Source organism: Marinimicrobium sp. C6131 (assembly GCF_026153455.1).
Taxonomy (GTDB): Bacteria; Pseudomonadota; Gammaproteobacteria; order Pseudomonadales; family Cellvibrionaceae; genus Marinimicrobium.
Genome location: NZ_CP110629.1, coordinates 1,476,206 through 1,499,481, shown reverse-complemented (window position 1 = coordinate 1,499,481; position 23,276 = coordinate 1,476,206). Strand labels below are relative to the sequence as shown.

Below are 23,276 nucleotides of genomic sequence, written 5' to 3'. Positions count from 1 at the left end.
GCCCTCTGGCCAGAGTACCTGCCCCCAGGTAACGTAGAAGCCCCAACCCTTGATATTCCCCCGAAAGCCCCCATTACCCACCCACAGAATTCAAACCCCGACCAGTGATGGTGGGGAGTCGTGTTTAATGCCAATTGTATGACAGGAGCTACGCACCCATGACCGTGGACGCCCATAAAGAAACGCTTGGATTCCAGACCGAAGCCAAACAACTGCTGCACCTGATGATCCACTCGCTCTACTCCAACCGCGAGATCTTCCTGCGTGAGCTCATCTCCAATGCCTCCGACGCGGCGGACAAACTGCGCTTCGAAGCCCTGGAAAACGACAGCCTCTACGAAGGCGACAGCGAGCTCAAAGTACGCGTCAGCGTCGACAAAGAAGCCAAGACCCTCACCATCAGCGACAACGGCATCGGCATGACCCGGGACGAGGTCATTGAACATCTGGGTACCATCGCCAAGTCCGGAACCGCGCAGTTCCTGAAAAACCTCACCGGTGATCAGAAAAAAGACTCCAAACTGATTGGCCAATTCGGGGTCGGTTTCTACTCTTCCTTTATCGTCGCCGACAAAGTCGTGGTGACCACCCGCAAGGCCGGCGTGCCAGCCAACGAAGCGGTGCGCTGGGAAAGCGCCGGAGAGGCGGAATTCAGTGTGGAGAATGTTGAGAAGGCCGAGCGTGGTACCTCCATCGAGCTGCACCTGCGCGGCGATGCCGATGAATTTGCCGATGAATGGCGACTGCGCTCGATCATCAAAAAGTACTCCGATCACATCGACATCCCGGTGCTCATGCAGAAGCTGCAGACCTCGGAGGACGACAAAGACAAAGAGCCGGAAGACGAGGTGGTCAATACCGCCACGGCTTTGTGGACTCGCTCCCGCTCCGACATCAGTGACGAAGAGTACAAAGAATTCTACAAGCACGTCAGCCACGATTACGCTGATCCGCTGACCTGGAGTCACAACCGGGTCGAGGGCAATCTGGACTACACCAGCCTGTTGTATGTGCCCGAGCACGCGCCGTTTGACCTGTACAATCGTGACGGTGCCCGCGGCCTGAAGCTCTACGTCCAGCGCACCTTCATCATGGACGACGCCGAGCAGTTCCTGCCCCTGTACCTGCGCTTTATCAAAGGCGTGGTGGACTCGAATGATCTGTCCCTGAACGTCTCGCGGGAAATTCTGCAGAAGGATCCGAACATCGACACCATGCGCACCGCGCTGACCAAGCGGGTGCTGGATATGCTGTCCAAGATGGCCCGGAATGAGCCGGAACAATACGCCAAATTCTGGAAAGAGTTTGGTCAGGTGCTTAAAGAGGGGCCGGCGGAAGACTTTGCCAACCGTGAGAAGATCGCCAAGTTGCTGCGCTTCGCCAGTACCCACACCGACAAGCCCGACCAGGATCAGTCTCTGGACGACTACATCAGCCGGATGAAGGAAGGGCAGGACAAGATCTATTACATTGCGGCGGAGAATTTCAATACCGCCAAAAACAGCCCGCACCTGGAAGTCTTCCGCAAGAAGGGTATCGAAGTGCTGTTGATGTACGATCGGGTTGACGAGTGGTTGATGAGCCATCTGATGGAGTACGACGGCAAATCGTTTCAGGACGCCGGCAAGGGCGAGCTGGACCTGGGTAAGCTGGATTCCGAAGACGAAAAGCAGGCTCAGGAAAAGCAGGCCGAAGCACTCAAGCCACTGCTGGAGCGGGTCAAGAAAGCACTGGAGAATGAAGTGGCCGAGGTGCGCATCACCCACCGCCTGACCGAATCCCCGGCCTGTGTGGTGGTCGCCGAGCACGAAATGGGCGCCCAGATGCGTCGCATCCTGGAGCAGGCCGGGCAGAAGGTGCCGGAGTCCAAGCCCAGCTTCGAGCTCAACCCCGATCACCCGCTGGTGCAGAAACTGGATCAGGAGTCGGATGAAGCGCGTTTTGCCGACCTGGCCAAGGTGCTGTTCGACCAGGCCAATCTGGCCGAGGGCACCCAGTTGGAAGATCCGGCGGCTTACGTGCAGCGGTTGAACAAGCTGTTGTTGGAGCTGAGCCACTGACGGTGTTTCCTCAAAATCCGCCTACTTGCTTGTACCTCTGGTCCGGTATAAGCTAGCCTAAGTTGTTGAAATTGGACAAAAATAAGTGCAAGGCCAGCACGGGGTGCCCATCGACGTAAACGGCGGGTACCCTCTTCTCCAATAACAGGGCAAACGCCATGACCAAATCGGAACTGATCGAGTACATTGCCGAGCAACAGGACCAACTGCCGGTCAAAGACATTGAACTAGCGGTGAAGCTCATCCTCGACCATATGGCCGACGTGCTGTCTTCCGGCGAGCGGATTGAAATCCGTGGCTTCGGAAGCTTCTCTCTGCACTATCGGGCGCCCCGTATGGGCCGCAACCCGAAAACCGGCGAGACGGTTGAGCTCGAAGGTAAATACGTTCCACACTTCAAGCCGGGAAAGGAGATGCGCGACCGTGTTAATGAAAGCCTACAGCACTGACGCTCTCGCCCTCAGGGTTGGCGCACCATGAAACCACTCTTGCGCTGGTTTAAAGTCGCCTTGTGGGTGCTTGCCTTCCTGCTGGGCGTCTGGTTCGCGCTCGAGAACGCTCAGGCGGTACCGGTCACCTTGATGGGCCTGGGTCTGCCCAGTCTTTCCCTGGGTGTCTGGCTGCTGATCTTCACCGCGCTGGGTACCGTCCTGGGTATGGTGGTCAGCCTGCCTCCGTTGTTACGCCTGCGCCGGCAACTCCGGGCCAAAGAGCGTCAGCTCGCCCGCTGCGAGAAAGAACTCAAGCAACTTCGATTGCAACCCATTCGGGATTGATGCGCATGGTCGATATCGGCTTGTTTGGCCTGATCATGGTGGCGATTGCAGCGGGTTTTGTACTGGGCTGGCGGCAAAGGGGTCGTCGCCTCCAGCAGGACAACCAGCACTATGGCCCCAAATATTTCAAGGGTCTCAGCTACCTGTTGAACGAGCAGGCCGACAGCGCCGTGGACGCCTTTATCGAGTCGCTGGAGGTCAACCCGGATACGCTGGAGACCCACCTGGCGCTGGGTAACCTGCTGCGCCGTAAAGGGGAGATCGCCAAGGCTACCCGTATCCATCAGAACCTTCTGGCCCGTCCCAGCCTGACCACTCCGCAACTCCATGAAGCACAACTGGAACTGGCCCGTGACTTTATTCGGGCCGGTCTTCTGGATCGGGCGGAAGGGCTGCTCCAGGAACTGGTGGACGTCAACAGTCAGTACAAGTCTGAGGCACTTACCCATCTGATCGAGATCTTTCAGGACGAGAAGGATTGGGAAAAGGCGATTGCGGCCGCCAATCAGATCGGTCAACGGCGGTTTGGCCGAGACACCGGCGAGCGCGCCATTGCGCGGGCCCACTTTTGCTGCGAGCTGGCCGAAGACGCCATGGAGCAGAATGACCTGCTGACGGCCCGACGCCAGTTGCAGAAGGCCCTCGGCTACGATCGCCAGTCCGTCCGGGCCAGTCTCCTGTGGGGGCAGTTGGAGCACGGGCAGGGGAATGATCGGGAGGCACTGAAGATCCTGCAGCGTATTCCCCATCAGGATCCGGAACTGGTGGTCGAGAGCCTGGACCTGATCTGCGCCTGTTACGAGCGCATCGGGGACACCAAAGGGCTGCAGCGTTATCTGGAAGAGCTGCTGGCTCAATACCCGAGCAGCTCTCTGGTGATCAAGATGGCGGAGCAGGTGCGCTGGGCGCGGGATGATTACGCGGCGGCGGACTTCATTGCCGAGCATCTGCGCCGCCGGCCCACCATCAAGCTGCTGAACCGCCTCGTCGAACTGTATCTGCTCCACTCCGAGGGGCGTGCACGGGATAACCTCCAGTTGCTCAAGCAGTTGGTGGATCAGGTGCTGGAGGCCAAGCCCAGCCATCACTGCCGGAAGTGTGGCTTCGCTGGCAACCAGCTTCACTGGTTGTGCCCGAGTTGCAAAACCTGGGGCAGCATCACACCGATTACCGGGGTGGAAGGCGAGTAGTACCGGTTCGACGGTAGCCCGTCTGCTCCCGAGGTGTTAAAAAGCGTCAAGCGGGTGAAATTTTCTCCCAATCCCCTATAATGTCCGGCCGTCAGGCTGCATCGGTTCTACCTCCCACAACAAGACAGCCATCACTTCTGCCGGATGAAGCCGCCCTGTGTTGGTTCCGGGCGCCGGGGGAAGCCACTGAATTCATACCCAAAACGGAGACACATTGTGAAAGCACCTGTACGCGTTACTGTCACCGGCGCCGCCGGTCAAATCAGCTACTCGCTCCTGTTCCGCATCGCCGCTGGCGAAATGCTGGGCAAAGATCAGCCTGTGATTCTGCAATTGCTGGAAATCACCCCCGCGCTCAAGGCGCTCGAAGGCGTGGCGATGGAGCTGGACGACTGTGCCTTCCCGCTGCTCGCTGGTATGACCTGCACCGATGACCCGGCCGTGGCCTTCAAAGACACTGATTACGCCTTGCTGGTGGGTGCTCGTCCGCGCGGTCCGGGCATGGAGCGCAAAGACCTGCTGGAAGCCAACGCCAAGATTTTCTCTGTGCAGGGCAAGGCGCTGAATGATCACGCCTCCCGCGATGTAAAAGTGCTGGTGGTGGGTAACCCCGCGAACACCAATGCGCTGATTGCCCAGCGCAACGCGCCGGACCTTGATCCGCGTCAGTTCACCGCCATGACCCGTCTGGACCACAACCGTGCCCTGACTCAACTGGCTCAGAAAACCGGCAAAACCATCAATGACATTACCCACCTGACCATTTGGGGCAATCACTCTTCGACCCAGTACCCGGACATTCACCAGACCAAAGTGGCGGGTACCAATGCCATGGAGCTGGTTGAGCAATCCTGGTATGAGAATGACTTCATTCCGGTCGTCCAGAAGCGTGGCGCGGCGATTATTGAAGCGCGCGGTGCTTCGTCAGCGGCGTCGGCGGCCAACGCGGCCATTTTCCATATGCGCGACTGGGCTCTGGGCACTGCCGAGGGTGACTGGGTCAGCATGGGGGTCTACAGCGATGGCAGCTATGGCATCGACAAGGGCCTGATTTACTCTTTCCCCTGCGTCTGCAAAAACGGCGAGTGGGAAATCGTGCAGGGTGTGGAAATCAATGATTTCTCCCGCGAGAAAATGCAGGCGACCGAGAAGGAACTGCAGGAAGAACGCGATGCAGTGAAGGATCTGCTGCCGGCATAAGGCGGTTTGTGAAGTGGTGTCGGATTACGGCCCTTCGGGCCTAATCCGACCTACTGATCAGGATGGGCCCAGCCGGCCCGTAGGTCGGATTAGCGCTCAGCGCGTAATCCGACACCTCAGCCAGTCCTTTGACTGACAACTACACCGCACTGATTGTCACCTTCCCTCGGCGGGTTTCACCGGGCGCCAATGTCCATCCCTCATCCAGCACCGCCCCCCGTTCCAGACACACAAACCCCTGTTCATTGCCTTCTCCCATATCATCCATGGCGGCCGCTTTTGCAACGCCGGGATTCCAGGCCACCAGGCTGGGGCAGTTTTCATGGGTCAGCCGCAAGCGCGGCTGAGGTTCCAACGTCACCTCGGACTCCACGGCGGGGAACACCCGATCGACCTCCCCGGTAAAGGTCAGTGGGCCGCGTTGCGTCAGGCGGGCGTGGTCCCGCAGGTTGTCCAGATAGTCCCGTCCGGCCAGCACCGGTACCTGTACCTTGTCCAGCGCCTGTACCGGCAGATAGCTATGCAGCGCCCAGGTAAAATCCGCCGGCTGTGAATCGTGGTTGGTCAGGCTCAGTTCCAGTTCGATGGTCTGCCCCAACACCATTCGCAAGGCGGCGGTAAAGGTCTGTGCAAACCGGTCGTCGCCGGTGTGTTCCAGCTCGAACCAGAATTCACAGCGGCCGTTGTCGGCCCGGGCTACCTGTTTGAGGTCCCAGTCACTGGTGCGGGCAAAACCGTGTTGTGGCTTGTCTTGGTCGGGGTGGGGGCCAAACCAGGGCAGACATACAGGCACCCCGCCGCGCAGCGCCTTACCCGGTTCGAATTGGCACCGGGGGCTCAGCCACAGCAGGGGCGTACCGTCGGCTTTGGTAAAGGACAGTAATTGCGCCCCCTGTGGGGCGACCACCGCCTGACACAGGGCGGTGTCAACGTGGATCAGAGGCAGGCCCGCCCCTTGGGCGTCGGGAAACAGGGTCTTGCTGTCGGTCAAAGTGATCCCCGGGTAGGGGCGCACCAGATCGGCCAATGCGGGCATAGTGACTCCTCGTCGACGGGTGTTGTAAGAAAAAACCGTCTTATTTTACGCCAAATGGGGGAAAGCAGACTATGTTGCCGGCGGTCACATCGGTTATTTTCCCTCGCCGCCCGCTCACCCTTTGGCTTTCGGCCACGCAGCCAGTATCATGCGCACCCTGAAATCAGCGAATGAAAGAGGCCGGCGTGAGTCAACAGCAATTTGTCATTGGTCAGCGGTGGGTGAGCGACACCGAAGCGGAACTGGGTCTGGGTATTGTTCTGGAAACCGATGAGCGACAGGTCACTCTGGGGTTCCCGGCCGCGGGCCAACGTCGGACCTACGCCCTGCGTAGCGCACCGGTCAGCCGGGTGCGCTACCAGGTGGATGAAGTGGTCAGCCACCAGGACGGCACCACCATCACCATTACCGACGTCATGGAACAGGGGCTGTTGCTGGCCTACAAAGGTTACACCGAGGAAGGGGATGAACATCTGATTCCGGAGTTCGAACTGGACAGCTTTGTCCAGTTCAGCACGCCGCGCGAGCGTCTGTTCTCCGGGCAGATCGACAAATACACCCATTTCAGCCTGCGTCACCAGACCCTCGACACTCTGCATCGCCACCGGCAGAGCCCGGTCTACGGTCTGAGTGGTCCGCGTATTCAGCCGTTACCGCACCAGTTATACATCGCCAGTGAGGTGGGCCGGCGGCAGGCGCCCCGCGTACTGCTGGCCGACGAAGTGGGTCTGGGGAAGACCATCGAAGCCGGCCTGATTCTGCACCAGCAATTGATGACCGGACGGGTGCGCCGCGCTCTGGTGGTGGTGCCCGAAAGCCTGCAGCATCAGTGGCTGGTGGAAATGCTGCGGCGCTTCAACCTGAGCTTTACTCTGCTGGATGAAGCGCGCTGCCAGGGCATGGCCGGACTGGATGATATTGACCCGTCTCTGCTGCCCGATGACGAGGAAATTGTGATCGCCGAGGCCGAGGACAATCCTTTTGAAAGCGAACAGCTGATTCTCTGCTCCCTGGAGTTTCTGACCGGCAGTGAGCAGCGCTACCAGCAGGCGGTAGAAGCCGGTTGGGATCTTCTGCTGGTGGATGAGGCCCACCACCTGCAGTGGCATGACGGCGAGCCCAGCGCCTCCTATCGCTGCATTGAGGGGTTGTCCAGGGTCTCGGAGGGTCTGCTGCTGCTCACGGCAACGCCGGAGCAACTGGGTGTGGAAAGTCACTTCGCCCGACTGCGCCTGCTGGATCCGGATCGCTACCATGATTTGAACGCTTTCCTCGCCGAACACGACGGCTATGAAGCGCTCAATCAGCGGGTGCAGGGCTTGCTGGCCGCCCGTGATGGAGGCTCAAGCGACGTCTTGAAGGCGTTGGACAGCGCCCTGACTGATTACCTGCCGGCCACGGAGCTCAAGCGTCTGAAAGCCCAGGCCAAGGACCAGCCCGGTCAAGCGGTGGGGCAGGCGATCCACGCCTTGCTGGATCGTCACGGTACCGGTCGGGTGCTGTTTCGCAATACCCGCGCGTCCGTCTCCGGCTTCCCGGAGCGCAAGCTGCACAACCATCCCCTGGACCTGGAAGACGACGACCTGATGGCCCTGAGCGAGCGGCCACTGGATGAACAACTGAGGCCGGAAAATTTCTGGTTTGAACACCGGGGGGCCGACTGGTGGTTGGTGGACCCGCGGGTCGATTGGCTGAGTGATTTTCTGAAAAGCCAGCGCGGCAACAAGGTGCTGGTCATCTGCGCCAGCGCCGATAGCGCCCAGGCCCTGGAACTTTATTTGCGCCTGCGCAAAGGTATTGCCTCGGCAGTGTTCCATGAGCACCTGAGTCTGCTTGAGCGCGACCGTGCCGCCGCCTATTTTGCCGATCAGGAAGCCGGCGCCCAGGTATTGATCTGTTCGGAAATCGGCAGTGAAGGTCGCAACTTCCAGTTTGCCCAGGACCTGGTGCTGTTTGACCTGCCTCTGAACCCGGACCTGCTGGAGCAGCGCATCGGTCGCCTGGACCGTATCGGCCAACAGGGCCAGGTCAATATCCACACGCCGCACTACGCGGATACCGCGCAGGAGCATCTGCTGTACTGGTATCACCGTGGCCTGGATGCCTTTGAGCACACCTGCGCCATTGGCCGGACGCTGTACGACGAATTTGAAGCGCGGCTGCTGGCCTCGCTCACCGATGTGGACGACACCGCATTTGATGCTCTGCTGGACGATACCCGTGAAAGAGCCGAAGCACTTCGGGTGCAATTGCAGGCCGGACGGGATCGCCTGTTGGAGCTGAACTCCTGCCAGCCGGAAAAAGCCGCACCCCTGGTCGAGGCACTGGAACAACAGGATTCCGATGAAACCCTGCCCGCCTATCTGGAGCGGGTGTTTGATGCCTTTGGCATTGATCAGGACGAGCACGGTGAACAGAGCTGGGTGGTGCACCCGAGCGAGCAGATGCGCGTATCCCACTTCCCCGGTCTGGTGGAAGAGGGCATGACCGTCACCTTTGATCGCGACCTCGCCCTGTCCCGGGAAGACATGCACTACCTGACTTGGGAGCACCCACTGGTACACGGCGCCCAGGAAATGATCGCCCACAGCGAATTCGGCAACACCGCCCTGGCCACCATCAAATTGCCGCCCCTCAAGCCCGGCACCCTGCTACTGGAAGCGCTGTTCGTACTGCACTGCCCGGCACCACGCGCGCTGCAACTGGACCGCTACCTGCCCGAGTCGGTTTTGCGGGTCCTGCTCGATCCAAAAGGCAAAGACCTCAGCGGCGCACTTGCGGCGGGCAAACTCGACAGTCTGCTGCAAAAAGTCCCTCGCCCCAGCGCCCAGGACCTGGTCCGCCACGCCCGACCACAGTTGTCGGAAATGATGGAGCAGGCGGAAGCCCTGGTTGCGCCCAGGCAGCAGGCGTTGATTGACGACGCGCGCGCACGAGTGACCCAAGCACTGTCCACGGAGCTTGAGCGTCTGCGGGCGTTGGCCGAAGTGAACCCGAACGTTCGCCACCAGGAAATCGAAACGCTTGAAAAACAGCTCGCGGATTCCGAGCAGTATTTGAATCGTGCGCAACTGCGAATGGACGCAGTGCGTGTCATCATGACGGTATGACAGACCGGCCGTCCCAGAGGGTTCTGAATGTATATATTTTCCGCCAATGGCACCGCGCGTGCGGATCGCGATGACATCAAAGCCGGCGACAAAAAGCCGTTTATCGTCTATATCGATTACGTGGATTTATTCGGTGCTGAACAACTGTGCAAAATCTACCTGATGCGAGCGGGCTTCACCGAAATCGAAATTGAAAACCGCAAATACGTGGCCGACACCCTGCGCAAAGACCCCCGCGTCGTGGAAGCCGACAAAGCCATGCAGGCCGCCATCAAAGGCGGCTACATGATTCAGATGTTTGATGAGTAGGACACCGATACAATAATCTGGCACTGAGGCGGCTACGGTATAAACCGGTTGGAGACTCTCGGAGGCATGGATGCCGACGAGAAGCCCCCAGGGATGGGTTCATTCGCCACATCCCTGTGGCTCACCCGTCGGGCAGCTTCGCTGTGCTAATCGGCCATCCTGCCGATTAGTCACGGCGGGTCTCCAACCGGTTTATACCGTGGCCGCCGTGGTCCCCGTTACCCACCATGGTAGGTGCAAACGGGTGGAATCTGGATTCTATACTTTCTTCGCGCGATACCCTTTATTCTTCACATCACGATCACGCACTTTCGCTTTCGGCTTACCTTTACCATCCGGCTTGCCCTTACCCGCAAACTTACCCGGCGCACGCTTATCGCCCGGCTTGGGACCGCGACGCTTGAAATCCGGCGCCGGACCATCGTTGCGCGGACCCGTGTCCTCGGCAATATTGAGAGGCCGATTGCGCACCCGCACTTTCTTCAGCAACTGCATCACTTCCGGCGGCATACCCTTGGGCAGATCCACCGTTGAAAACTCATCAAACAACTTGATGTGACCAATGTACTGACTGTCGATACCGGCCTCATTGGCAATGGCGCCAACAATATCGCCCGGCCGCACTTCATGACTGCGTCCCACATCCAACCGATAGCGCTGCAGATCCGAGTCATCGACGCGGGGCTTAGGGCCTTTGCCGGCCTTGGCTTCGCGCGCCAGCTTGTTTTTGCCTTTGGTGCTGGGCTTTTCCGGACGAATCTCGGCCAGCTTCACCTGCAATGGGCGCTCTTTCTGCACCAGATAGGCGAGGGCCGAGGCAATCTCTTCCGGTGAGCGGTCGGTCTGATGGCTGAAATCGGCCAGTAGATCATTGAAAAAACTCAGGTCCACACTGGTATCAAAAACCTGTTGGATTGATTGCTTGAACTGATCGATCCGGTGCGCGGTCACGGCTTCACCGGTCGGCAATTCCATGTGCTTGATCGGCTGACGGGTCGCCTTTTCGATCACATACAACAGGCGCTTCTCGCGTGGTGCTACAAACAGAATCGCCTTACCGCTGCGACCGGCACGACCGGTGCGGCCAATACGGTGAACGTAGGCTTCACTGTCGTAGGGGATGTCGTAGTTAAGTACATGGCTGACCCGCTCCACGTCGATACCGCGCGCTGCCACGTCAGTGGCGATTACGATATCGAGCTTGCCGTTTTTCAACCGCTCAATGGTGCGCTCACGCAGTTGCTGGTTCATGTCGCCATTCAACGCAGATGCCGCATAACCGCGAGCTTCGAGTTTTTCCGCCAGCTCGACGGTCGCGTTCTTGGTGCGGGCAAAAATGATCATGCCGTCGAACGGCTCGACTTCCAGAATACGGGTCAGGGCGTCGAGTTTGTTGGTGCCGCTGACCATCCAGTACACCTGCTCGATGTTGTCACCGGTGGAGGTGTTGCTGGCAATTTTGATTTCCTGGGGGCTGTTCAGGTATTGGCTGGCAACCTTGCGGATCTGGCTGGGCATGGTGGCCGAGAACAGGGCGGTCTGGCGCGCCTTGGGTGTGTGCTCCAGAATCCACTCGACGTCATCGATAAAGCCCATGCGCAGCATTTCATCGGCTTCGTCGAGCACCAGGCTCTGCAGCTTGGACAGATCCAGGGTGCCGCGACGCAGGTGGTCCATCACGCGACCCGGCGTACCGACGATAACCTGAGCGCCTCGCTTGAGCTGACGCAACTGGCCGCCCATGTCGCCGCCGCCGTAAATCGGCAGTACGTGAAAGTTGTTCAGTTTGCTGGCATAGCGCTGGAAGGCTTCGGCCACCTGAATGGCCAGCTCGCGGGTCGGCGCCAGCACCAGGATCTGCGGCTCGCGCTGCTCGGGGTTGAAGCGCGACAGCAGGGGCAGGGCGAAGGCGGCGGTCTTGCCGGTACCGGTCTGGGCCATGCCCACGATGTCTTTGCCGTCGAGCAGGGCCGGGATGGCGGCTGCCTGAATGGGCGAGGGCTGTTCGTAGCCGACGGACTGGATGGCCTGAAGCACGGGTTCAGACAGGCCCAGGTCGGTAAACAGCAAGGGGGTTTGTTCGGTCATGGAGTGTTAGCCTCAATATGCAATAGGCGCGCGGCGGCCGGAGCAGCGGGATAATGGGCGCGGCGTGGTCAGGGGGTGTTGTCGGGTGATCAGAGGGTGCGATCTCGGCAGGTCCGGGGCCTTATCGCGGCACGTTGGGCGTGTGTTCCGCCAGTGGGCGGTCGCCTGGGCTGCACTCTTGCAGCCATGACAGGTCCCTGTCGTCTCAGCTCTGCCCCGTAACACCATTTCCCCAAACGCATAGAGGGCTTAACTGAAGAGGCGCGGATTATAGGCGCATTTCTATGCAGTTACCAGCTTTAAATTCTTCAAGAATTGATAGGTGCTGTTAGCCCGGTCGCTGTGTGGGGTCGGTATTTCAGGACCCGCCGTGAATACTTCCCTGTAGGCTTCGCGTCGGCATCCATGCCTTCGAGAGTCCTGAAATACCAACCCCACACAGCGGCCTGCCTGGTCACAAGTTGTAATGCGTAGGGCGCGGTCGGTCCGACGCATCGGAGCGAAGCGCACCCGCCGTAACCCAAGTCTGTAATGGTTTATTGGTGTTATCCTGTCCTCCACAAACGATCATCAAAAGGAGACGACCTATGGCCAGTGTATTTTCGAAAGTGATTTCCGGCGAATTCCCCGGTCATTTTGTCTGGAAAGACGACAAAGCCGTGGTCTTCATGACCATTCAACCGATTCGTGAGGGCCATGTCCTGGTGGTGCCCCGGGAGGAGGTGGATCACTGGGATGACCTGCCGCCGGCCTTGCTCAGCCATCTGATGCAGGTGAGCCAGAAAGTGACCAAGGGCCTGAAAGAGGCCTATCCGGCGAAGCGGGTGGGCATGATGATCGCCGGCCTGGAAGTGCCACACACCCATATACACCTGGTGCCGTTGGATTCAATGGGGGATTTGAGTTTTGATCATGCGAGCAGTGCTGACGCCGAGGATCTGGCGGCAGCGGCGCAGAAGATTCGCAAGGTGTTGGTTGCCCGGGGGCATGGTGAAGCGGATTTGAGTTGAATGGGCCGGTGTGGTTGGGGGTTGGTAACGGCGGATGCGGCCTTCGGCCTTATCTGCCCTACGCGAGCTGCCGTGGTTTATGTAGGGCGGGTAAGGCCGAAGGCCGCACCCGCCGTTACCCAAGCGGGAATCGGGGCAAATATCTCAATGTACTTGCCCATTGGTATGAATCAAAGTCACCACTGCCAGAATCACGAACAGCATGAAGGCGCTGATCCGGGCGTATTTGAGCGGAATCTTGTCCATCAGCCAGCGGCCGGCGAACAGCACTGGGATGTTGGCGAGTAGCATGCCGACTGTGGTGCCGATCACTACCATCAGAAAAGCGTCGAACTTGGCCGCCAGCACCACCGTGGCGACTTGGGTCTTGTCGCCAATTTCCGCCAGGAAAAACAACACCAGAGTGGCCACGAAGGGCCCGTATTGATGAAAGCGGCCGGGTTCATCGCTGGCTTTGTCAGGAATCAGCGTCCACAGCGCGACGATCAGAAAGCTGCTGGCCAGTATCCAGGGGACCCATTGCGCCGGTATCAGGTCCGCCAGCCAACTGCCGAGCAATGCGGACAGGGCATGATTGATCAGGGTGGCCACCAGAATACCGGCGGCAATCGCGTAGGGGCGGTGATAACGGGAAATGAGGAGCAGCGCCAACAGTTGGGTCTTGTCGCCGATTTCGGCCAGGGCCACGGCGAGTGTCGATCCGATCAGTGCTTCCATCAAAAACGTCGTCCGGGCGGGGCTGTTAGACAGAGATACACACGCCGCCCCGCCGGGATAGGCGTCTGTATCTCAGGTCTCATCAGCCCGACCCGCGCGGCGGGTGCCGCAGGGTGGGGTGTCACTGCCATGCGCTGTGGCGCAATTATGTTGACAGTAACGCCAGCGATACCAGGTGCTGGCCGATTACTCCCCCGAGAGAGGCCTGCATTTTAGGAAGTGTCGCCCCGCAAGTCAAATGCGAATCGTTCGCCATTTTGCGGTGGCGCCCGGTGTTCGCTTATCGACGGCTGGTGGCGCCGCCGTAAGGTAGCTCCGGCAAGTAAGGTTCAATCAGCGCCAGGGCGTCCTTGTAAACCTGACGGACGTCCGGCTTCAGGCCCACCTCCATCCGCCGGGACAGCATGGTGATGGGGAACAGGCACTCTTTCGTTCCCTCTACGCACAGGGCCCGGCTGCGGCCACGGTTGTCCTCGTAGACTTTCCACTCCAGTTCGTCCACCTCTGCCGCCATTACGTTGCCCAGCACCGCGCCCAGCGCTTGCAATGTCAGGCGGTCTTCGGGCGAGACCAGTTCCCGGTCCACGATACGCTGTAGCGTGGTCAGGTCACTCAGGTCTTCGCGGATCTGGCTGCCCACTCGAGTGCGGGCGAGATCATCCACCCGCTTGACCTGTTGCGCCATATGGTTGCGATCCATCCAGGCGAAGTCTTCAATGGTGACCTCCTGGGCCAGGGTGGCCGGGCCGGCAAGTAACAGCAGCAGGCCAAGGCCGAGACACAATTTATTCATGCGTTACCTCTTTGGGGTTGGAGTCCAGTGCCGGCGAGCTTTCGCCGTTGTCTATCAGAGTAATGGGCTCCGGGTAGAGTTCATTCAAGGGTTGGGAAAGGCCGGATTGTAACACCATGTGCACATGGTGCCGGCGCAACAGGCGGGGCTCCGGAACACCGCAGGCATGGGCAATCAGGCCGACGCTGTAGGTCAGGTTGCGGTGATAGTGGGCCACCCGTTCGGCTTTATCGGTGGGGTCCAGGCCCCGCTGCAGTTTTGGATCGTGGGTGGTCACACCGGTCGGGCAGGTGTTTTTGTGGCACTGCATCGCCTGAATGCAGCCCAGAGAGAACATGAATCCACGGGCGCTGGTAATGAAGTCGGCGCCGCAGGCGATGGCCCAGGCCACCATGGATGGGTTGATGAGTTTCCCGGAGGCGATGACCCGGATGCGATCCTTCAGTCCGGCCTCCTGCAACAGGCTGCACAGCCAGGGCAGACTCTCTTTGAGTGGCAGTCCGACGTAGTCCATCAGCGGCTGTGGCGCGGCACCGGTGCCACCATCCGCGCTGTCCAGGGTGATAAAGTCCGGCGCCCGGTCGATGCCGCGAAGCCGGATGGCGGCGACCATGTCCCTGAGCCATTGCTTGTCGCCCAGGACGGTTTTAAACCCCACCGGCTTCCCCGTGACCTGGCGAATGTGATCGATCATATCCAGCAGATCCTCCACGGAACGAATGTCCGGATGGCCGTTGGGGCTGATGGACGGGTGCCCTTCGGGAATCCCCCGGATGGCGGCGATTTCGGCGGACACCTTCTCGGCGGGCAGAATGCCGCCCTTGCCCGGTTTGGCGCCTTGGCTCAGCTTGATTTCAAACATTTTCACCGCTTCCCTGGCGGCCAGTTGGGTCAGCTTCTCGTCCGAGAGTCTGCCATCCATGTCCCGGGCGCCGTACTTGGCGGTTCCCAACTGAAAGACCAGGTCACAACCGCCTTCTTCATGAAACGGCGACAGGCCGCCTTCGCCGGTGTTCAACCAACAACCGGCTTTGGCCGCACCGCGTGACAGGGCACGGACCGCCGGCGCGGACAGGGCACCATAGCTCATGCCGGAGATATGGAAGAACGCGGAAGTGGTGTAAGGCTGGCGGCAATAGGGCCCGATGGTCACTGCCGAGGGCATGGCGGCGTCCCGCTCCAGCGTGGGGAAGGCCGAGTTCAGGAACAGCACGGTGCCCGACGGATTCAGGTCGCGGGTGGAACCGAAGGCGAGATTCAGGTCGAGATTTTTCGCCGCCCGGTAAACCCAGGCGCGCTCGGCCCGGTTGAATGGCATTTCTTCCCGGTCCATGGCAAAAAAGTATTGCCGGAAAAACTCCCCCAGATGTTCGAACCAGTACCGGAAACGACCGATCACCGGGTAGTTGCGGCGGATGGTGTGTTTGCGCTGGGTGATGTCTACCACGTACATGGCCGCGACGGTGAGCAGGCCGATGCCGATCAGTGTGACGAACAGCAGAACCATAATGGTCAGGAGTTTCAGAGCAAATACATCGTCGAACATGGCAACCTTCGCTGTCGGGTTGGAAATGGCATTGGCGTGAGGTCAATGTGGCCGCTATGATAAGGGTTTTACCGGCCTTCGGCCACGTCATACCCGTTGTCAAACTGAGGATCCTCCATGAAAGCCACAAAAATCATAGTCAGCATTCTGGTGGCCCTGATAGTCGTCATCGCCATTGCGGTGTTTATCGGACTGCGCAACCTGGACACACTGGTGGAAGCCGCCATTGAATCCGTTGGCCCCACGGTCACCAAAACGGATGTTCAGGTGGACGGAGTGCACATTGAATTGACGGAAGGGCGGGGCAGTATTCGCGGACTGTCGATTGCCAACCCGGAGGGCTATTCAGATCAGTCGATATTCCGGGTCGGAGAGGTCACGCTGGACATTCGTCCCGGTTCAATCACCGAAGATGTGGTGGTGATCGAGGAAATCAAAGTCGATGGTGCGCAGCTCAACGCCGAGCATCGGGACCTGACCCGTATCAATCTGAAAACCCTGCTGGATCAGATGGGTTCCGGGACCCGGGAGGAGGCCCCCAAATCCACTACCGCGAGCCCGGACGTGCGCTTTATGGTTGAGAAACTGAGTTTCACCAATGCGGGGCTGAATTTGAGTTCGGACGAGCTGGGCAGTCGGGAATTGACGTTGCGGGATATCAACCTGGAAAACCTGGGAGACCGCCAGCAGGGGTTGACTCCGGCACAGCTGACCCGTGCGATACTCAATCCGCTGTTGCAGCAGGCCCGCCAACGGGTGGAAGAGGAAGTGCGCTCGGAAGCAGAGGGCGCTCTGAAAGAGGAGCTGGAATCCCGGCTGTCCGACGAGGATAAGGAAAAAGTCGACGCCGTCCGTTCGTTGCTCAATCGGTAATAATTCCCTTCTCCCGGGGCAGGGCGGCTCCGGGGCCATTTTCCTGAACGTCCTGGTTTTTTCGGATTGGCAGAGTTGCACCTTATCGTTGTAACCGATTACAATCGGTGGCGTTCTGCCGTCAGGACGGCCGACCAAACCCTGTGAAAACGATCCGAATAACCCGATAAACAAGGTGTGATATGGCTAGGGCTTATGTCTTTCGCGGTCTGCTGGTGGGTATTATTGCCCTGCTGACGGCCTGCTCAACCCCTCAATCTGGTTCCGCAAAGCGGGCCACCGGTGTGGCCGAACCGATCACGGCGGACATCGATCCCGCTGCTCGCGCGCTCTGGCACAACTTGCATGAACTCAAAGGTGAGGGCTTTCTTTTTGGTCATCAGGACAGTCTTGCCTATGGCGTACAGTGGCGCGACGATTCCGGTCGCTCCGATGTGAAACTGACCACCGGGGACTACCCCGCGCTCTATGGTTGGGACCTGGGCCACCTGGAGTTGAATGATGCCCGCAACCTGGATGGTGTGCCCTTTGCCCGAATGCGGGATTGGATGCGGACGGCCTATGAACGCGGTGGCGTGGTCAGTCTCTCCTGGCACATGACCCACCCGGGCTCCGGGCGTAGTGCCTGGGAGACCGATGCCGGTGCCGCGGAGTTGCTCCCTGGTGGGCGCTACCACCGGGACCTGGTTCGGGCGCTGGATCAATTCGCGGATTTCGTTGACGGCCTGGAAGTGACCCTGCCCGATGGACGCATTGGCCCCATGCCGCTGATTTTTCGGCCCTGGCACGAACACAACGGCGACTGGTTCTGGTGGGGGAAAGGGCCGACCTCGGAGGACGACTATCGCCAGCTATGGCGTTTTACCGTGGATTACCTGACCCGGGAGCGACAGCTGGATCAGTTGTTGTACGCCTTCTCGCCGGATCGCAGCCGGCTCGACATGGATCAGTTTGAATCGTCCTACCTCTACGGTTATCCGGGCGATGATTACGTCGATATTCTCGGTATTGATAACTATTGGGACCTGGGGCACGCCTCCAACACGGCCACCCCTGAGGAGGATGCCGAACAGTTTGTTGCCAGCCTGGGCGGGTTGGCCCGTCTGGCGGCGCAGCGGGGCAAGCTTGCCGCCATGACCGAAGGTGGGCAAGACACGCTGTTCGAGTCCGGGTTCTTTACCGAGCGGCTGCTCGACGGTTGGCGGGCCAACGAATGGACGCGACAGATCGTGTATATGCAGGTGTGGCGCAACGCCAATCGTGCGCGGGAAAACCGGGATCACTTCTACGTGCCGTACCCGGGTCACCCGGCCGCCGCGGACTTTATCGAATTCTACGAACACCCGGCCACGCTGTTCGAGGCCGACCTCCCGGCCCTGTATGAGTCTCCCTGATCCGTGGGGCATCCAATGGAAGAGGGTGCCCGCAGGACTGCCGTCTGTCGGCTGATTGACCGGCCCAGAGGGGATTTCCCGACGGCGCTTGCGGCCGCGGGGGGCCGGCATCAGGAGCGCCGAGATGGGCGCTCATAGGGGCAAAACTCCCGTCACTGCACAGTCCGAAGCGGACACCTGACCAGATTATAGCAACGACTGTGGGCTATGATCCCGATTGTCATAGTCTATTGTGGAACAAAAAAACATGGGCATATGGCCGCATTGATCTATGGCTGCTATCCTCAACGCAGGCCTGTTGATGCGATATTGACCATTTATGACCCCAGTACGGATAGCTCTGATTTACCTCGTTCTCGCGTCCCTGTGGATATTGCTGTCCGATCGGATATTGTTCTGGCTGGTCTCCGCAGACTCCACCAGCTTTCTGTTTTGGCAGACCACTAAAGGCTGGCTGTTTGTGATTGCGTCCAGCGTGATCATTTACCTGCTGGCGTATCGGCTGAACTGGGCTCTGTCGCGGCAACTGGATCTGAAGCGCCGGCACCTGTCCCTCATCCGGCGCAAAGCCTATACCGATTATTTGACGGGCCTGCCCAACCGTCGTTTTGGTCTGCGGGTGATGCGCCGGCTCCTCGCACAAGCTGAACGCAGCGGAAAAGGTTTCTGCGTTGTTCAACTGGATCTGGATGATTTCAAACAGGTGAATGACAGCCTCGGGCATCGGGCCGGGGATCAACTGATTGTCGCACTCGCCCGGCGGCTTAAAGCGCAGCTTGGACCCGGTGAACATCTGGTGCGCCAGGGCGGGGATGAGTTTCTGATGATGTGCGCGGGGACCGAAAGCCGTCATCGGATAGCGGCCCGCGTCGGTGCGTTGCTGGATGCATTGACCGAACCGGTCACCCTCGACGGTATGGAGTTGACCGTCACCGCCAGTGCCGGGGTGGCCTGTTATCCAGAGGATGGTGAACAGCTGTTGGGTCTGATACGCAGCGTCGATCTCGCGTTGCATCACAGTAAAAAATACAAGCACTGTTTCAATTTTTATCAATCGGAAATGGCCACCAGCCTGCAGCACCGTTTTGATCTTCAGCAGAAACTCCGCGAAGCCCTGGACGAGGACGCGCTGGACGTTTTTTTCCAGCCGGTGTACGAACCGGTTGAAAGCCGTTGCACCGGCTCCGAGGCGCTCGTGCGTTGGCGCACCGCAGAGGGTTTCATTTCGCCTGCGGATTTTATTCCGGTCGCGGAGCAGAGCGGGCAGATTCGCAAGCTGGGCATCATGGTGCTCGAAAAGGCGTTTGCCCGGACCGTCGAGTTGATCAGGGCCAGCGGTCAGCCATTGACGATTTCGGTCAACGTGTCCCCCAAACAGTTTGTGCACGGCTACATTGTCAGTGATCTGCAGCAGGCGTTGCTTCATTCCGGGATCGACCCGCGCTGCGTTATTCTGGAAATTACCGAGGGCGTGCTACTGAATAATGTCATCGAGGTGGCGGATGTACTCAATCAGCTTACGGACCTTGGTGTGGCCATTTCCATGGATGATTTTGGCCAGGGGTATTCCTCATTGAGTTATCTGCGCCAACACCCTTTCAGCTACCTGAAGATTGACCGCAGTTTTGTTCAGGGTATGGACCAATCGGCGCAGGATCGGGCTTTGGTGGAAGCGAGTGTCGCCATGGCCAAGGCGCTCAATCTCAAGGTGGTGGCCGAGGGCGTGGAAACGCAGACCCAGAGCCAGGCGCTCGAAGGGCTGGGTGTGGACTATCTGCAGGGGTTCTGGTTGGCCCGTCCCATGCCGGGCGATGAGTACCGGGCCCTGATTCTCCGGCAAACGGTCGATGCCTGATGCGCAACACCGTGTGGATAGTGGCACTGGGCTTGGGGCTCGCGGCGGTGTTCAGCGCCTACTGGTTCGACGGCCTTCCCGCCAACCCGGATACGCCCCGCGCGACGGGAACCGGTCCGGAAGATACCGCGAACGGCGCGGCAGGCTATGAGCTACGCTTCCGCCGCTGTGACTTTCAGAGCCACTGGCGCAGGGAGGTGCGCTGCGCGGACCTGCTGACTCCGGTCTACCGGAGCCGGGTGGGCGATCAGCGGTTCCGCTTGCCCGTGGTCATTCTCCGCTCCAACGCCTCGTCGCGGCGGGATGATCCGGTCATCTATTTGCCGGGCGGCCCGGGAGGCTCGGCGGGGCTGGACAGAGACGGCGTTGAATTCTGGCAGTCCTGGCAGGACTACAGCCACCTGCAGAGAGACCTGATTTTGATGGATCGGCGCGGGGTAGGACAAAGCCGGCCCGCGTTAACCTGCCCGGAATACGATGCCTATAGTGAACGGATCGTCAGTCAGCGTATCGCTCCGGAACGTGAAGCTCGTGAAGCGGCGGAGCTTCTGCAAACCTGCTTTGCCCGGTTGGAAGCGGCCGGGCACTTTCACCCGGATCAGTTTGGAACCCGGCAAAGTGCCGCGGATCTGGTGGCGCTGATGCGTCTGCTGCCCTACGAGCAGTTCAACCTCATCGGTGTGTCCTATGGCACGCGTCTCGCCCTGGCGGCCGCCGCACCGGATGACGAAGGGGTACCGCCGGTACGGACGCTGGTGCTGGACTCTCTCTATCCCCCCGATCAGGGAGGGTTGATCAGTTGGCCCGGCGTGGTGACCGAGAGTATCGAACGTTTTATTCGTTGGTGTGAAGGGCGCGAAGGGTGCGCCGAATCGGTACCAGATCTGGAAGCGTTACTGATGCAGGCGCTCGCGACGCTCAAGGAAGCGCCCCTGGAGTTATCCGTGGAGAGTTGGTACCGGACGGAACGCATTGACGTAGTACTGGATGATAATCGGTTGCTCACCACTGTGTTCAGCGCCATGTACCACCGGAACGACTGGCCAATGATTGCCGAAGCACTCCAGGGCGTTGTGAACGCTCAGCCTGAACGCGTGGTCCCGCTGGTGGAGTCCTTTATCAATCAGGCGCTGGATGGCAGCCTCTCGAGCCTGACCTATATGGCCGTGGATTGTTTCGATCATACGCTGGGTACCGAAGCGGCCTACAATGCTGAGCTGGCCCGCTATCCGCGTTATGCCGCCTACATGGACCGCTGGGACAGCTACGTCTGTCGGTGGCTGGGTTCCGCCGACCAGCCCCTGCCTCCCCTGGAGCCTCCTGCCGCCCCCACTCTGATACTCGCCGGTGAGCTGGATCCGGTGACTCCGGCGCAATGGGCCCGCGATGTGGCTCGCCGCTGGCCTGATGCGCAGCTCCATATCGCCGACGACGTAGGCCACTCGGTGATCTGGTCGGATACCTGTGCAGAGGCCGCACTGGGGCGGTTTCTGGATCATCCGGAACGGGACTGGGTGCCGGAGTGTATTGCGGAGAATGAGAAGTAGGGCGTGAAGGCGTCAAAGGGCTGACTGTCGGCCATAAAAAAACCACCCAAGGTGGGTGGTTTCTTCGTATTTGGCTCCGCCTGCTGGGCTCGAACCAGCGACCCAATGATTAACAGTCATTTGCTCTACCAACTGAGCTAAGGCGGAGTGGCGCCTTCCTGTCTGGAAGTGGTGCGTATCCTATAGTCCGGATTTGGATCGGTCAACCCTTTTTTCAGAAAAAAGTGCCCCTCTGGGGGCGGTCTGGTGGCGCTTTGTGCAATTTGGGTGTTCTCTGCGCACTTTGGGTAATAACTGGTGCTTTTTCAACGGGTTAGATCGGGCGGCCCGTCGTCGGGTGTCGGGCCTTTTGCTGGTAATCCGGGCCGCTTTCCCTATACTGGCGGCTATGACTGAACACACTCAACAACTGCCCGATGAAGGGGAGCGCAATCCGCTGATCGACCCCGTTCGTGAGCTGCTGCAGGCCGCGCAGGGGGTAGCCCAGACCGAGTTTACCCTGATCAAAGGCCTGAAAGCCCAAGGGCTGGTGGATCGGGATTACAGCTTTCACCCGTTGACGCTGTTCCGGGTGCACTTCCAGGTGTTTAACGCCCTGCATCGGTTGCAGACGGAGTTCGCCCGGCGGGGGCAGGCGCTGGTGATTTCGCCCCTGGCGATCTATCTGCGGCCCCTGGCGGACGGGGAGAGTGCCCGGGCGGTGTCCGAGGCGGAGTCGGGCGCACTGCGCGAGTTTTACCTGGACTGGTCGTATTACGACAATGCTACCGAGGAGACGGTGGTGGAGTTGCTGGCGGGTTTCTGGAAACGCATGGCGCAGGGCGCGGCTCCCACAGACCGGGAGCGAGCAGAAGCGCTGGCGACCCTGGAGTTGGCGGATCCGGTGACCCGGGAGGAAATCAAGCAGCGTTACCGCCGTCTGGCGATGGACCATCACCCCGATCGGGGCGGCTCCGAGCGGCGTCTGCAACAGATCAATGCCGCCATGGCGGTGCTTGGGCGGGGCCGCTAGCCGGTGGCACTGGTCTGGCTGCGTCAGCGGGGTGAGGATCGCTATGAGGTCCGTCGGGCGGGTAACAGTCTGCGTCTGTACACCAACGGTGTGTTTCACAGTCAGTACAATCCCGCCGAGCCGGTGACCGGCAGCGTTTGGGACCTGTTGTTGCTGCCCGCCTTTGCACTTCGGTCGGGTCGTCCGTCGAGGGTGTTGTTGTTGGGTGTGGGCGGTGGTGCCGTGGTGTGCCAGCTCAATCGGTTTTTGAGCCCGGACCTGATTGTCGGTGTTGAATTGAACCCGGTGCATTTGCAGGTGGCGCGAGAGGTGTTCGGTGCCTCGGCGGCCAATGTCTGCCTGTTGGAGGCGGACGCGCGGGAATGGCTGGCCCACTATCGAGGGCCGGGATTTGATCTGGTGATTGACGATCTGTTCGGTCATGTGGGCGGCGAAGCGGAGCGCGCCATTGCGGCTGATGCAAACTGGTGCAGCGCGCTTTGGTCGGTGGTGGCGCCGGGCGGTGCTCTGGTGATGAATTTCGAAAGCGAGGCGCAGCTGCGTGCGTCGGCGTGCTGCAAAGATCGCGTGATTCGCCGACACTGGGCCGAGGCGCAGCGCTTCAGCACGCCGCACTACGTCAATGCGATTGGCGCCTTCTTTCGGCAGGCACCGGAGTGGGAGGCGTTTGACGCTCGGTTGCAGGCGCATCCCGAACTGGACCAGCGGCGGGCGCAATGCCGGCTGCGTTATCGCCGCCGGACGTTGCGTTAGTCAATCG

The 23,276-nt window shown here is 59.8% G+C and carries 18 protein-coding genes, 1 tRNA gene and 1 pseudogene; 14 read left to right on the top strand and 6 right to left on the bottom strand.

Translation table 11 applies throughout. From position 1 onward, the window contains the following. The first annotated feature begins 158 nt into the window (after nt 1-158). From htpG to OOT55_RS06355, 5 genes are all read left to right on the top strand, one after another. Entirely contained in the window at nt 159-2,060 is a 1,902-nt protein-coding gene (htpG, locus tag OOT55_RS06375; RefSeq protein WP_265368286.1) for a molecular chaperone HtpG, read from the top strand. Between the two features lie 158 nt (nt 2,061-2,218). Then, a complete protein-coding gene (gene ihfB / locus OOT55_RS06370; protein ID WP_265368285.1) occupies nt 2,219-2,509 on the top strand; it encodes an integration host factor subunit beta in 291 nt (96 codons plus the stop codon). A 27-nt stretch (nt 2,510-2,536) separates the two neighbouring features. Next, nucleotides 2,537-2,836, top strand: coding sequence for a LapA family protein (locus OOT55_RS06365; protein ID WP_265368284.1), 300 nt, complete (start codon nt 2,537-2,539; stop codon nt 2,834-2,836). 5 nt (nt 2,837-2,841) lie between these two features. Next, nucleotides 2,842-4,026 (top strand): lipopolysaccharide assembly protein LapB, encoded by a 1,185-nt coding sequence (gene lapB, locus OOT55_RS06360; RefSeq protein ID WP_265368283.1) that lies wholly within the window; start codon nt 2,842-2,844, stop codon nt 4,024-4,026. A gap of 216 nt (nt 4,027-4,242) precedes the next feature. Next, nucleotides 4,243-5,226, top strand: a complete 984-nt coding sequence (locus OOT55_RS06355; protein WP_265368282.1) for a malate dehydrogenase — start codon at nt 4,243-4,245, stop codon at nt 5,224-5,226. Nucleotides 5,227-5,365: 139 nt separating this feature from the next. Here the strand turns inward: OOT55_RS06355 and OOT55_RS06350 are convergent, their stop codons facing one another. Further along, nucleotides 5,366-6,262 (bottom strand): D-hexose-6-phosphate mutarotase, encoded by an 897-nt coding sequence (locus tag OOT55_RS06350; protein ID WP_265368281.1) that lies wholly within the window; start codon nt 6,260-6,262, stop codon nt 5,366-5,368. Between the two features lie 185 nt (nt 6,263-6,447). Between OOT55_RS06350 and rapA the strand changes: the two genes are divergently transcribed. Both rapA and OOT55_RS06340 read left to right on the top strand, forming a co-directional pair. Beyond that, complete coding sequence (rapA, locus tag OOT55_RS06345; RefSeq protein ID WP_265368280.1) at nt 6,448-9,372, top strand: RNA polymerase-associated protein RapA; 2,925 nt, start codon at nt 6,448-6,450, stop codon at nt 9,370-9,372. A 27-nt stretch (nt 9,373-9,399) separates the two neighbouring features. Then, entirely contained in the window at nt 9,400-9,681 is a 282-nt protein-coding gene (locus OOT55_RS06340; RefSeq protein WP_024460422.1) for a hypothetical protein, read from the top strand. A 258-nt stretch (nt 9,682-9,939) separates the two neighbouring features. Here the strand turns inward: OOT55_RS06340 and OOT55_RS06335 are convergent, their stop codons facing one another. Next, nucleotides 9,940-11,769, bottom strand: a complete 1,830-nt coding sequence (locus OOT55_RS06335) for a DEAD/DEAH box helicase (RefSeq protein ID WP_265368279.1) — start codon at nt 11,767-11,769, stop codon at nt 9,940-9,942. A gap of 587 nt (nt 11,770-12,356) precedes the next feature. Here OOT55_RS06335 and OOT55_RS06330 point away from each other — a divergent pair. Then, nucleotides 12,357-12,779: an HIT family protein gene (locus OOT55_RS06330; RefSeq protein ID WP_265368278.1), complete on the top strand. Its 423-nt coding sequence runs from the start codon at nt 12,357-12,359 to the stop codon at nt 12,777-12,779. A 144-nt stretch (nt 12,780-12,923) separates the two neighbouring features. Here OOT55_RS06330 and OOT55_RS06325 read toward each other — a convergent pair whose 3' ends face one another. The 3 genes from OOT55_RS06325 to OOT55_RS06315 form a co-directional block, all read right to left on the bottom strand. Beyond that, nucleotides 12,924-13,496: a TMEM165/GDT1 family protein gene (locus tag OOT55_RS06325; protein ID WP_123637559.1), complete on the bottom strand. Its 573-nt coding sequence runs from the start codon at nt 13,494-13,496 to the stop codon at nt 12,924-12,926. Between the two features lie 280 nt (nt 13,497-13,776). Further along, nucleotides 13,777-14,289: a DUF3806 domain-containing protein gene (locus tag OOT55_RS06320; RefSeq protein ID WP_265368277.1), complete on the bottom strand. Its 513-nt coding sequence runs from the start codon at nt 14,287-14,289 to the stop codon at nt 13,777-13,779. Continuing rightward, nucleotides 14,282-15,835 (bottom strand): FMN-binding glutamate synthase family protein, encoded by a 1,554-nt coding sequence (locus tag OOT55_RS06315; RefSeq protein WP_265368276.1) that lies wholly within the window; start codon nt 15,833-15,835, stop codon nt 14,282-14,284. Before OOT55_RS06315 ends, OOT55_RS06320 begins: the two co-directional genes overlap by 8 nt. A 117-nt stretch (nt 15,836-15,952) precedes the next feature. Here OOT55_RS06315 and OOT55_RS06310 point away from each other — a divergent pair. The 4 genes and pseudogenes from OOT55_RS06310 to OOT55_RS06295 all read left to right on the top strand — a co-directional run. Further along, nucleotides 15,953-16,492 (top strand): annotated as a pseudogene (locus OOT55_RS06310) (AsmA family protein); the annotation flags it as partial. 398 nt (nt 16,493-16,890) lie between these two features. Beyond that, nucleotides 16,891-18,102, top strand: a complete 1,212-nt coding sequence (locus tag OOT55_RS06305; RefSeq protein ID WP_265368274.1) for a glycoside hydrolase family 26 protein — start codon at nt 16,891-16,893, stop codon at nt 18,100-18,102. Between the two features lie 319 nt (nt 18,103-18,421). Then, nucleotides 18,422-19,957: a putative bifunctional diguanylate cyclase/phosphodiesterase gene (locus OOT55_RS06300; protein ID WP_265368273.1), complete on the top strand. Its 1,536-nt coding sequence runs from the start codon at nt 18,422-18,424 to the stop codon at nt 19,955-19,957. Further along, the gene (locus OOT55_RS06295; protein ID WP_265368272.1) at nt 19,957-21,504 is read left to right on the top strand and encodes an alpha/beta fold hydrolase; all 1,548 of its coding nucleotides are present in this window, start codon (nt 19,957-19,959) and stop codon (nt 21,502-21,504) included. Before OOT55_RS06300 ends, OOT55_RS06295 begins: the two co-directional genes overlap by 1 nt. Before the next feature lie 71 nt (nt 21,505-21,575). Here the strand turns inward: OOT55_RS06295 and OOT55_RS06290 are convergent. Then, nucleotides 21,576-21,651: transfer RNA gene (locus OOT55_RS06290), tRNA-Asn, on the bottom strand. 241 nt (nt 21,652-21,892) lie between these two features. On the opposite strand from OOT55_RS06290, the gene OOT55_RS06285 reads away from it, so the two are divergent. Beyond that, the gene (locus tag OOT55_RS06285) at nt 21,893-22,516 is read left to right on the top strand and encodes a DNA-J related domain-containing protein (RefSeq protein WP_265368271.1); all 624 of its coding nucleotides are present in this window, start codon (nt 21,893-21,895) and stop codon (nt 22,514-22,516) included. Between the two features lie 3 nt (nt 22,517-22,519). Continuing rightward, nucleotides 22,520-23,269, top strand: a complete 750-nt coding sequence (locus OOT55_RS06280; protein WP_265368270.1) for a methyltransferase domain-containing protein — start codon at nt 22,520-22,522, stop codon at nt 23,267-23,269. The last annotated feature ends 7 nt before the right edge of the window (nt 23,270-23,276 follow it).